The sequence below is a fragment of the Streptomyces sp. NPDC052301 genome (assembly GCF_044593395.1).
Lineage (GTDB): Bacteria > Actinomycetota > Actinomycetes > Streptomycetales > Streptomycetaceae > Streptomyces.
On sequence record NZ_JBIUBE010000014.1, the window covers coordinates 166,133 to 177,095 of the forward strand.

At 73.3% G+C, this 10,963-nt stretch carries 7 protein-coding genes and 1 tRNA gene; 3 read left to right on the plus strand and 5 right to left on the minus strand.

The window, feature by feature from the left end; all coding sequences use genetic code 11:
* Positions 1 to 222: 222 nt before the first annotated feature.
* The 3 genes from ACIHEJ_RS32175 to ACIHEJ_RS32185 all read left to right on the plus strand — a co-directional run bounded on the left by ACIHEJ_RS32175 (position 223) and on the right by ACIHEJ_RS32185 (position 3,345).
* Entirely contained in the window at positions 223 to 1,149 is a 927-nt protein-coding gene (locus ACIHEJ_RS32175) for an ABC transporter ATP-binding protein (protein WP_400140737.1), read from the plus strand.
* A gap of 5 nt (positions 1,150 to 1,154) precedes the next feature.
* Complete coding sequence (locus tag ACIHEJ_RS32180; protein WP_400140739.1) at positions 1,155 to 1,985, plus strand: ABC transporter permease subunit; 831 nt, start codon at positions 1,155 to 1,157, stop codon at positions 1,983 to 1,985.
* Positions 1,986 to 2,127: 142 nt separating this feature from the next.
* A complete protein-coding gene (locus ACIHEJ_RS32185) occupies positions 2,128 to 3,345 on the plus strand; it encodes a ParB N-terminal domain-containing protein (RefSeq protein WP_400140741.1) in 1,218 nt (405 codons plus the stop codon).
* 10 nt (positions 3,346 to 3,355) lie between these two features.
* On the opposite strand, the gene ACIHEJ_RS32190 is transcribed toward ACIHEJ_RS32185, so the two are convergent.
* From ACIHEJ_RS32190 to tmk, 5 genes are all read right to left on the minus strand, one after another.
* Positions 3,356 to 4,213 carry a helix-turn-helix domain-containing protein gene (locus ACIHEJ_RS32190; protein ID WP_400140743.1) on the minus strand — a complete coding sequence of 286 codons (858 nt, stop codon included), beginning with the start codon at positions 4,211 to 4,213 and terminating at the stop codon, positions 3,356 to 3,358.
* A 178-nt stretch (positions 4,214 to 4,391) separates the two neighbouring features.
* Positions 4,392 to 4,468: transfer RNA gene (locus ACIHEJ_RS32195), tRNA-Thr, on the minus strand.
* 110 nt (positions 4,469 to 4,578) lie between these two features.
* Complete coding sequence (locus ACIHEJ_RS32200; protein WP_400140847.1) at positions 4,579 to 6,150, minus strand: alpha/beta hydrolase; 1,572 nt, start codon at positions 6,148 to 6,150, stop codon at positions 4,579 to 4,581.
* A gap of 84 nt (positions 6,151 to 6,234) precedes the next feature.
* Positions 6,235 to 7,440 carry a DNA polymerase III subunit delta' gene (locus ACIHEJ_RS32205; protein ID WP_400140745.1) on the minus strand — a complete coding sequence of 402 codons (1,206 nt, stop codon included), beginning with the start codon at positions 7,438 to 7,440 and terminating at the stop codon, positions 6,235 to 6,237.
* Between the two features lie 112 nt (positions 7,441 to 7,552).
* Positions 7,553 to 10,864 carry a dTMP kinase gene (gene tmk / locus ACIHEJ_RS32210; protein ID WP_400140747.1) on the minus strand — a complete coding sequence of 1,104 codons (3,312 nt, stop codon included), beginning with the start codon at positions 10,862 to 10,864 and terminating at the stop codon, positions 7,553 to 7,555.
* Positions 10,865 to 10,963 lie beyond the last annotated feature (99 nt).

A 10,963-nucleotide genomic window follows, 5' to 3' on the forward strand; every position in this document is an offset into this window, starting at 1 on the left:
GACCACCCTCATGGGTCCGGGTTCAACTGAGGACAATGCGCAGATGAAACAACCGCTTCCGCGGACCGTCATCGTCGTCAAAATTAGCCATGGGCGCGAAGTGGAGGCCAACGTTCATAACGGGGCCGACCAGGCCTGTTGAACGGAATCGCACTCCTGGTACCACAGGCGGGAAGCATTTTATGCCCGTAATCCCTTGCAGCCCATTCAACCGAGGTGACCATGATCGAGGCCAAGAACCTCACGAAACGCTACGGTGACAAGACCGCCGTGAACGACCTGTCGTTCACCGTCGAGCCCGGCCGGGTCACCGGCTTCCTGGGCCCCAACGGGGCGGGCAAGTCCACCACCATGCGGCTGTTGCTGGGGCTCGACCGGCCCGACAGCGGCGAGGCCACCATCAACGGCGTGCACTACCAGGAGCTTTCGCGGCCCCTGCGGGTGGTCGGCGCGCTGCTGGAGGCCCGCGCCGTGCACACCGGCCGCAGCGCCTACGACCACCTGCTCTGCCTCGCCCAGACCCAGGGCATCGGCAAGCGCCGGGTGGAGGAGGTCATCGAGCAGGTCGGTCTCGGGTCGGTGGCCCGCAAGCGGGCGGGCGGCTTCTCGCTCGGCATGGGTCAGCGGCTGGGCATCGCCGCCGCGCTGCTCGGCGACCCCGCGGCGCTGATCCTGGACGAACCGGTCAACGGCCTCGACCCCGAGGGCATCCTCTGGATCCGGAACCTGATGAAGTCGCTCGCGGCCGAGGGCCGCGCCGTCTTCGTCTCCAGCCACCTGATGAACGAGATGGCCGTCACCGCCGAGCACCTCATCGTCATCGGCCGCGGCCGGCTGGTCGCCGACTGCTCCACCGAGGAGTTCATCGAGCGCAGCACCGAGCAGAGCGTCCTGGTGAAGACCCCCGACCGGGAGCAGCTCGCCGAGCTGCTGCGGGCCGAGGGCGCCACCGTCACCGACGCGGAGGACGGCGACCTGGACGTCACCGGGCTCGAGGCGCCCCGCATCGCCGAACTCGCCGCCGCCGGCGGCCTGGTGCTGCACGAGCTGGCGACCCGCCGCGGATCGCTGGAGGAAGCCTTCATGGAACTGACCAAGGACGCCGTCGAGTACGACACCGACGTGCCCACCGCCGGAGGTGTGAAGTGACCGCCGTGACCGCATCCGCCCCCGCGACCGCACCCGTCGCCGACGAGCGAAAGGCCGGCTTCAGCCGGCTGATGCTCTCGGAGTGGACGAAGATCCGCTCCGTCCGCTCCACCGTCTGGTCGCTCGCCATCCTGATCGTGCTCACCCTGATCTTCACCGTGGTGTTCATGGAGATGGGTGTCGCCAACTGGGACAAGAGCAGCGCCTCGCAGCAGGCCGAGATGAGGCTCGACCCGACCGGCACCATCCTCGGCAGTGGCATCCTGCTCAGCCAGCTCGCCGTCTGCGTGCTGGGCGTGATGGTCATCGCCTCCGAGTACTCCACCGGCATGATCCGGGCCAGCCTGCTCGCGGTGCCCCGGCGGGTGCCGGTGCTTGCGGCCAAGGGCGCCGTCTTCGGGCTCGTCGTCCTGGTGGTGGGCGAGGTGACCTCGTTCGCGTCGTTCTTCATCGGCGCGCCGATCCTGCACGGCAAGGCGCCGGTCTCGCTCGGCGACACCGGCGTCCTGCGCGCCGTCTTCGGCTGCGGCCTCTACCTGGCGCTGCTCGGCCTGTTCGCACTCGCGATCGGTGCGATCATCCGGCACACGGCGGCGAGCATCACCGGCGTCATCGGCTTCGTCCTGGTGCTGGAGCCGATGGCCCGCATGCTGCCCGGCAGCGTGGGCAAGCACATCCACAGCTACCTCCCCACGGAGGCCGGCTACCTCATCACCCAGCAGCACTCGCGCGCGGGCGACGTGCTGGGGCCGTGGCAGGGCCTCGGGGTGCTCGCGCTCTGGACGGCCGTCCTGCTGGTCGTCGCGGCGGCGCTGCTGCGCCGCAGGGACGCCTGACCTCGGCACCCACCCGCGGGTGTCCGCCGACCGGCGGGCACCCGCGGACGTGTTTCCAGAGAGCGTCAACCTGCCCTCGACTGCAGCTAAAGACCCTCTTGCCACCCTCGTGATGAGCGGCAGCAGAGAGGGAGTGAACGGAATGGCTCAGAGCAACGGGCAAGCCGTCTTGATAACGAGTGCATTCAGCTCCGTCAGGACGGAGATCGCCGATTCCTCGGCGCGCAGCGAATTCGACCTGAAGAACTTCGAGAAACTGCCGGCACGCGATGTCCCCATCAACGCGCTGTCGACCGGAGTAGCCCTGCGCCAGGGCGGAACGGACTCCGCTCACATCCAACTTCTCATAGATGCGGCGGGCACGGCGGAACTGCCGCCCATTCTCGTCCAGATGGACGGGTACCGCGTCATCGACGGCCTGCACCGGGTGGAGGCGGCCCGGCTGCGGGGCGACACCAGCATCAAGGCGCGCTTCCTCGACTGCTCCGACTCCGAGGCGCTCGTCATCGGCATGAAGGCGAACGGCTCGCACGGCCTGCCGCTGTCGAAGTCCGACCGCGTGTCCGGCGCCCGGCGGGTCCTCACCTCGCACCCGGACTGGTCCGACCGGGCCATCGCCGGGATCACGGGGCTGAGCGCGAAGACGATCGCGTCGCTGCGCGACCGGTCGGCGGACGTGCCCCTCGACGGCAAGCGCATCGGCCGGGACGGCCGACGGCGCCCGGTGGACGCGGCCGAGGGCAGGCGGCGCGCCGCCGAGTACATCACCGCGCATCCGAACGCCCCGCTGCGCCAGGTCGCCCGGGAGACCGACGTGTCCCTCGGCACGGTGCACGACGTGAGCGCACGGCTGCGGCGCGGCGACAGCCCCGAGCGGGACGGGCGCCGCAGGCCCGCCGCCCAACCCCAGCCGCTGCAGCCCGTGCAGCCCATGACGCCCGTGCAGCCCATGGCGCCCGTCCGGCCCATGCACGCCGGGCACCCGGTACGGCCGGCCGACGACACGGCGAGGCCCGCCGCCCTGGTGTCCGGCGGCGGGCCCCGGGTGCCGCTGCGGGTGGCGCCCAGCCCCGACGGTGCGCCCGTGCACCGCCGGAACCACACCGACGCGCCGCCCTCGTGGGCGACGGTCGCGGCCAAGATGGCCACCGACCCCGCCATCCGCTACAACGCGGGCGGCAGGGAGTTCCTCCGCTGGATGCAGCTGCACGCCACCGACCCCGACGAGGAGTGGCGTGAGCTGGTCGACGCGGTGCCCTCGCACTGGCTCGGCGTCGTCGCCCCGATCGCCGAGCGCATCGCCCGGGAGTGGGGCCTGCTCGCCGAACGGCTCAAGGCCAAGCAGGACATGGTGCCGTGACCCCCCGCCCTCACCGTGACGGCGCCGGTGCCGCGGACGCCACCCTGAGGTGTCCCGCGGCCCGGCGCCGTCCGGCGGGAGCCGGAACCGGGTTCACGGAGGCACACCCCGGGTGGCCCACCACGGTGGCCGGGGGTTCGAGCTCGGGCAGTGCGAGCAGGACCGGCGGGTCGGACAGCCGGCTCGGGCGCAACCGCACCGCCGCGCTGGTGACGGTGTCGGCGGCCACGGCCACGGTGGCCACACCGTGCCCGCCGACCAGCGAGGTCCGTCCGGACCGCCGGTCCGGCCCGATGCCGTCGGCCACCGCCACCGCGAGCAGGTACCAGCTCCCCTCAGGGACGTCCTGCAGCGAGTAACAGGACGGACGGCCGCTCGGTACGTCGACGACGACCGCGGCGACGGACGGGTGCTGCACGATGGGCGTGGGGAAGGCCCCCAGGTACACCTGGGCGTTCCCGTGGCCCTCCGGCAGGCTGATCGTGCCCGCGACCGTGCCGAACCCCGTCCAGGCGCTCGGCTCCGGCCCCGGCAGACCCTCCCCGCCCTCCCGCGCCAGCCTGCGGAAGCGGCTGGGCGACACCCCGACACTGGCCGTGAAGGAATTGGTGAAGGAACCGACGCTGTTGTATCCCACCGCGAAGGAGACGTCGGTGATGCTCATCGAGGTGGTCTCGATGAGCCGTTTGGCCTGATGAATGCGGATGGCGGCGAGGAATCTTCCGGGCGTGAGTCCGGTCTCCTCCTTGAACAGCCGCGTGAAATAGAAACGGCTGAGCAGTGCGCTGTCGGCGATTTCCGCGAGAGTCAGTGGCTCACCGTAACGCCGCCGAATGTACTCGATCGCCCTTTCTACTGCTTTATCCATATGCGCCTCACTAGTCTCGAACCAAGCAGCAGAATGACGCGAGACCGTCGCGCTCAACTCGAGTAATGCTAGTGATCACTGCTGAACGGCATGAACGCCGTGAACTCGGGTGGTTCTCCGAACGGATGCCGTGAACGACAGAACCCCAGCTCAGGATCTACCTGATCTGGGGTCCCAGTGGAGCCGCTTTCGGGATTCGAACCCGAGACCTACGCATTACGAGTGCGTTGCTCTGGCCATCTGAGCTAAAGCGGCGTGCTGCCCACACCATGGTGCGGTCGGCAACGTCGGTAAGTCTACACAGTATCCGGGGGTGCTTCGTACCCGCCCCCGGACCGCAGGGGTCCGGGGGCGGGCGGACCGGGCTACGAGCAGCGCTTCCCGGCCGCCGGCGGGGTGCCGTGCAGCAGGTACGTGTCGATCGCCGTGTCGATGCACGCGCTGCCGCGGCCGTAGGCGGTGTGCCCGTCACCGACGTACGTCAGCAGACGCCCCGAGGAGAGCTGGCGGGACAGGGACCGCGCCCAGCGATAGGGCGTCGCCGGGTCCCGGGTGGTGCCGACCACCACGATCGGTGCCGCGCCCTTCGCCGCGATGCGGTGCGGTTCGCCCGTGGCCCGCACCGGCCAGTACGCGCAGTTCAGCGAGGCCCAGGCCAGACCGGCGCCGAACACCGGGGACGCCTTCTCGAACGCGGGCAGCGCCTGGCGCACCCGGCCGGCGCCGGTGAAGGCGGGCGGCAGGTCCAGGCAGTTCACGGCGGCGTTGGCCGGCATCAGATTGCTGTACCGGCCCTGCGCGTCGCGCTCGTAGTAGCTGTCGGAGAGCACGAGCAGGCCCGCGCCGTCGTTCTCCTTCATCGCCGAGTTCAGCGCCTCGCGCAGCTGCTCCCACGACCCCTGGTCGTACATCGCCGCGATCACGCCGGTGGTGGCCGGCGACTCGCCGAGCCTGCGGCCGTCCGCATCGCCCGCCGGGACGGGGTGGGCGTCCAGCCTGCGGAAGAACGCGGTGAGGTGGGCGCCGACCTGCGCGGGTGTCGTCCCCCTGCCGCCGAGCGGGCAGTCCGCGTGCCTGACGCAGTCCTTCGCGAACGCCTGGAACGCCGTCTCGAAGCCGGCCGTCTGGTCCAGGTTCAGCCTGCGGGCGTCCAGAGAGGGGTCCATCGCGCCGTCCAGGACCATACGGCCGACCCGCTGCGGGAACAGCCCGGCGTACGTCGCCCCGAGGAAGGTGCCGTACGAGGCCCCCACGTAGTCCAGCTTCCGGTCACCCAGCACCGCCCGCAGGATGTCCATGTCCCGGGCCGCCTCGATGGTGGAGACGTGCCGCAGCAGCCGCGCCGAGTGCGCCCCGCAGCTCTCCGCGAACCTCCGGTCCGCCGCGACCAGCGCGTTCTCCTCCTTCGCGTCGTCCGGCGTCAGGTCCGTCTGTGTGTACGCGTCCATCTGACGGCCGTCGAGACACTTCACCGGCTCGCTGCGGGCGACACCCCGCGGGTCCATCGCGACCATGTCGTAGCGGGCGCGGACCGCGGCCGGGTAGCCGACACCCGCGTAGCTCTGGAGGTAGTCGACCGCCGAGCCGCCCGGGCCGCCCGGGTTGACCAGCAGCGAGCCGAGCGGCCTGCCCTTCCCGGTGGCCGGCTTGCGGGCGACCGCCAGCCGGACGTCCCCGGCACCGGGCCGGGCGTAGTCCAGCGGGGCCTTCATCGTCGCGCACTGGAAGCCGGGGGCGCCGCAGCTGCGCCACCGCAGCCGCTGCCCGTAGTACGGCGCCAGCGCCGACGGTGTCGAACGCGGCAGCGCGGCCAGCGCCGCGTCCACCGCACCGTCGGCCGACGCGGTCGAGCTCCCGGAGGAGCAGGCGGACACGAGGAGGGCGGCGGCCGTGAGGAGGGTGGCCGTGAGGCGGCGGGGAGAGGGCCTGGTGTGCATCAGGCGAGCGTAACGCTGTGCGACGAGCCAGGTGCGGTGCGTGCGAATCGTGGCTCGTACGAGGGACATCGCCGCCTCCTTCGGTCACCCCGCCCGCAGCGCCATGGTCATCGCCTCCACCGCGAGCAGCGGGGCCACGTTGCGGTCCAGGGCCTCGCGGCACGCTGCGATCGCCTCGATGCGGCGGAGCGTGGACTCCGGAGAGCCGGACCGGGCCAGCCGCTCCAGGACGTCCTCGGCGTCGGCGTTGGCGATGGCCACGCGGGAGCCGAGCTGGAGGGCGAGGACGTCGCGGTAGAAGGCGGTCAGGTCGCCGAGGGCGACGTCGAGGCTGTCGCGCTGCGTGCGGGTTCTGCGGCGCTTCTGCATGTCCTCGAGGTCCTTCATCACGCCCGCCGTCCCGCGCGGCAGCCGGCCGCCCTGGGCCGCGCCCAGCGCCGCCTTCAGCTCCTCGGTCTCCTTGCCGTCCATCTCCTCGGCGAGCTGCTTGGCGTCCTCCGCCGCGGCGTCGACCAGTTCCTGCGCGGCTCTCAGGCAGGAACCGACCTCGTCCAGCCGCAGCGGCAGCTTCAGCACGGCGGCACGGCGCTCGCGGGCCGCCGGGTCGGTGGCCAGGCGGCGGGCCCGGTCGACGTGGCCCTGGGTGGCGCGGGCGGCAGCCTCGGCGACCTGCGGCTCGACGCCGTCACGGCGCACGAGCATGTCGGCGACCGCCTCCACGGACGGCGTGCGCAGGTTCAGGTGGCGGCAGCGGGAGCGGATGGTCGGCAGGGCGTCCTCGACGGAAGGCGCGCACAGCAGCCACACCGTGCGCGGGGCGGGCTCCTCGACGGCCTTGAGGACGGCGTTGGCCGACTTCTCGTTCAGCCGCTCGGCGTCCTCGACCAGGATGATCTGCCAGCGGCCGTTCGCCGGCGCGGTGAACGACTTGCGGACCGTGTCCCGCATGTCCTTCACCAGGATCTCGGAGCCGACCGCGGCGACCGTGGTGACGTCCGCGTGGGTGCCGAGCAGCGCCGTGTGGCAGCCGTCGCAGAAGCCGCAGCCCGGTGAGCCGCCCAGGGCGCGGTCGGGGCTCACGCACTGCAGGGCGGCGGCGAAGGCCCGCGCCACCTGGACACGGCCCGCTCCGGGCGGTCCCGTGAACAGCCAGGCGTGCGTCATCCGCGACGTCTCGGGCAGCGGCTCGTCGGCCGCGGCGGCCGTGACGAGGGCATCGGCGTCCCGCGCGGCTCCGTCGAGCACCGCGCTCACCTTCTCCTGCCCGACGAGGTCGTCCCACACGGTCATGGGTCACGCCGCCCTTCCGTCACACTCCGCGTTCCCCGTCCATTGTGCGGGTGGGCACCGACAACCCGGTGTGCGCCGACGAGGGGGGACGGCGTCCGGCGAGCGCCGGGCCTCAGCCCCGCCGGCCCCGGCCGCGCCCCTTGCGGCCTTCCTCGTCGCGGTCACCGTGGTCCGGCTCGCCGTACGACCCCAGCAGCTCGTCCGCCAGCGTCGGCAGGTCGTCCAGCGGGGTCTCCTCGGCCCAGTCGGGACGCGGCCGGCGGCGCGGCGTGCCGTCGGCGTCGAGCTGGGGCATCTCGCGCGTACGGTCCTCGGAGCCGTCGGGGCCCGCGCCGGTCCGTTCGTCCCGGAAGAAGCCGGACGGCATCCGGTCCGCCGGGTCCCCGCCCCGCACGGGCGGCAGCACGGCCGTCTCGTCGGCCGCCCCGGAACCCACCGGCGGCAGCACGGCCGTCTCGTCCGCGGCACCGGGAGGCACGGCGGGCAGTACGGCGGTCTCGTCCGCGGCACCCGCAGCCGCCGGCGGCTGCGGCAGCTCGGCGGTCACCTCGGAGTCGGAACGGGACTCGGGCGCGCGCGCCGAACGGCCGTCGCCCCCGCCGTGCGCGCGGTCCTCGCGCACCGGGCGCAGCACCGCCGTCTCCTCCACGGCCGACTCGGGCGCACCGGCACCCGGCTCCCGCCCGCCCGGTGACACCACCGGCGTCGGGACCGTCGCCGCGTCCGGGACCACGCCCGGCGCCGTCGGCCGCGGGCTGCTGGGCCTGCGGGCCGCCGCGTCGGCCGCCGCCGCGGCCTCGGTCGCCTGTCGGCGGGCCTCCTCGGCACGCAGCAGGGCCTCCTCGGCCTTGCGCTGCGCCTCCAGCCGCCGGGCGTCCTCCTCGGCGCGCAGCCGGGCCTGCCGGGCCTCTTCCTCGGCGCGCAGCCGGGCCTCCTCCTCGGCCTGCTTGCGGCGCCGCTCCTCCTCGGCCCTGCGGCGGGCCTCCTCCTCGGCGCGGGCCTTCTCCTCGGCGAGCAGCCGCTGCCGCTCCTCCTCCGCGCGCCGGGCGGCTTCGGCGGCCCGCTGCCGGGCCTCCTCGGCCTGCCGTTCGGCCTCGCGGCGCTGCGCCTCCTCCAGCTCGCGGCGCTTGCGCTCCTCCTCCTCGGCGCGCAGCCGGGCCAGCTGCTCCTGGCGCTCCCGCTCCAGGCGCTCCTCCTCGGCCTTGCGCGCGGCCTCCTCCTCGGCCTTGCGGCGGGCCTCCTCCTCGGCCTTCCGCCGGGCCTCCTCCTGGGCCTCGATCTCGGCCTCGGACAGCGGCAGCACGGTGTCGAGCCGGTGCCGGATCACCGTGGTGACGGACTCGGGCTCCTGGCCCGCGTCCACGACCAGGTAACGGCCCGGGTCGGCGGCGGCCAGCGTGAGGAAACCGGCCCGCACGCGCGCGTGGAACTCCGCCGGCTCCGACTCCAGCCGGTCGGGCGCCTCGGTGAAGCGCTCGCGCGCGGTCTCCGGGGACACGTCGAGCAGGACGGTGAGGTGCGGGACGAGACCGTTGGTGGCCCAGCGGTTGATGCGGGCGATCTCCGTCGGGGACAGGTCCCGGCCGGCGCCCTGGTAGGCCACGGACGAGTCGATGTAGCGGTCGGAGATCACCACGGCGCCGCGCTCCAGGGCGGGGCGTACGACGGTGTCGACGTGCTCCGCGCGGTCGGCGGCGTACAGCAGCGCCTCCGCGCGGTGCGACAGGCCGGCCGAGGACACGTCCAGCAGGATCGAGCGCAGTCGCTTGCCCACGGGCGTCGCCCCCGGCTCGCGGGTGAGCACGACCTCGTGGCCCTTTGCTCGGATCCACTCGGCGAGCGCCTCGGCCTGGGTGGACTTGCCGGCGCCGTCGCCGCCCTCCAGGGCGATGAAGAAGCCGGTGGCCGCCGGGACGGTGTCCGGGTCGTCGCCGCCGAGCAGGGCGTCCCTGAGGTCCTGACGCAGCGGGATGCCGGAACGGTCGTCGACCTTGGCGAGCACCAGGACCGCCACCGGCAGCAGCAGCGCGCCGACCAGCATCAACGTGAAGGACGCGCCGCCGTGGGCGAAGACGAACTTGCCGTTCTCCAGGCGGTGCCGGCCGATCAGCCCCGCGACCACGGGGGCGACGAGCGCGCCGAGCGCTATGAAGACCCGGACGACCGCGTGCAGGTGCTCGGTGATCCGCGGCCGGCGGAAGTCCTCGGTCTCCTGGTCGAGCAGGATGTGCCCGGTGTTGGCGGCCACACCCGCGCCGACACCGGCGAGGGTGACGATCAGCACCACGGTGGTGACGTCCGGGACCAGCCCGGCGGCCAGCAGCGCGATGCCGGTGAAGGCGATGGCGAGGGCCAGCAGCCGGCGGCGCGACAGCGACGGCAGCAGCGAGGGGGCCGTCCGGATACCGGCGGCCACGCCCCCGGTGAGGCCCAGCACCAGCAGGCCGTACAGGACCGGGCCGCCGCCCATGTCCTTGGCGTGCAGCACGCACACCGAGACGGCAGCCGCGATCGCCCCCGCGACTGCGGCGCAGGCCGGGACGAGCAGCGGGATGGCGCCCGTACGGCCCTTGTCGACGCCGGCGCCGGTGCGCGGACGGCGCAGGCCCTCCAGCGGGGACCGCGGGCGCGGGGTGCGCGTGTCGGGCAGCTCCAGGAAGGTCAGCACGGACAGCGAGGCCGCGAACAGGCCCGCCGCCACATACGACGCGAGGGCCGCCTGATGCTGGTCGAACCAGGCCACGCCCGTGCCCAGCAGGTTGTTCAGCAGGGAGGCGACGACCAGGGCGGCGGCGGCCAGCGGGACCGCGAGGAAGCCGGTGCGCAGCGCGAGGCGGCGCAGCGCGTCCAGGTGGTCCGGCAGCGGCCGTACGGTCGCCCCCTCGGGCGGCGGGGCGGGCAGCAGGGCCGGGGCCGCGCTCTCCCGGCACACCGTCCACAGCCGCTCGGCGACGCCCGTGACGAACACGGTGACGAGCAGGACCGCCAGTGCGTCGTCCGGGGTCCAGTCGATCCACAGCGGCGCGACGATCAGCAGCGCGGCGCGCACGCCGTCGGCGCCGACCATGGTCCAGCGGCGGTCGAGCGGGCCCTCCTGGGCGGTGAGCGTGGTCAGCGGGCCGAGGAGGACCGCGCCGAACAGCAGCACGGCGAGGATGCGCGCCGCGAAGACCGTCGCCACTGCGAACGCCACGCCCCGATAGCCGCCGCCGAACGCGCTCTCGCTGATCGCCGCCTGGAGGACGAGGACGACCAGGACGAGGAGGGCGAGGGTGTCTCCGACACCGCTCACCAGCTGCGCGCTCCACAGGCGCCGCAACTGCGGTCGGCGCAGCAGAGAACGGACGGCACGCTCGCGGGAGTCCGCGACCAGGGTGTCGTCCGGGGCTGGGGTGTGGGCCGTTGGCTGCTCGGCTCGCGTCATGCGTTCAGCCTATCCGCAGGCACCGACACCACACCTCGCCCGTCCTGACATGAACGCGCCCCGACATCAAAGTGATGCCGGGGCGTTCGCTCTGCGAAG

Coding starts and splice junctions, on each gene's coding strand:
- ACIHEJ_RS32175 (WP_400140737.1), top strand. CDS start 223: ATGATCGAGGCCAAGAACCTCACGAAACGCTACGGTGACAAGACCGCC.
- ACIHEJ_RS32185 (WP_400140741.1), top strand. CDS start 2,128: ATGGCTCAGAGCAACGGGCAAGCCGTCTTGATAACGAGTGCATTCAGC.
- ACIHEJ_RS32190 (WP_400140743.1), bottom strand. CDS start 4,213: ATGGATAAAGCAGTAGAAAGGGCGATCGAGTACATTCGGCGGCGTTAC.
- ACIHEJ_RS32200 (WP_400140847.1), bottom strand. CDS start 6,150: ATGCACACCAGGCCCTCTCCCCGCCGCCTCACGGCCACCCTCCTCACG.
- ACIHEJ_RS32205 (WP_400140745.1), bottom strand. CDS start 7,440: ATGACCGTGTGGGACGACCTCGTCGGGCAGGAGAAGGTGAGCGCGGTG.
- tmk (WP_400140747.1), bottom strand. CDS start 10,864: ATGACGCGAGCCGAGCAGCCAACGGCCCACACCCCAGCCCCGGACGAC.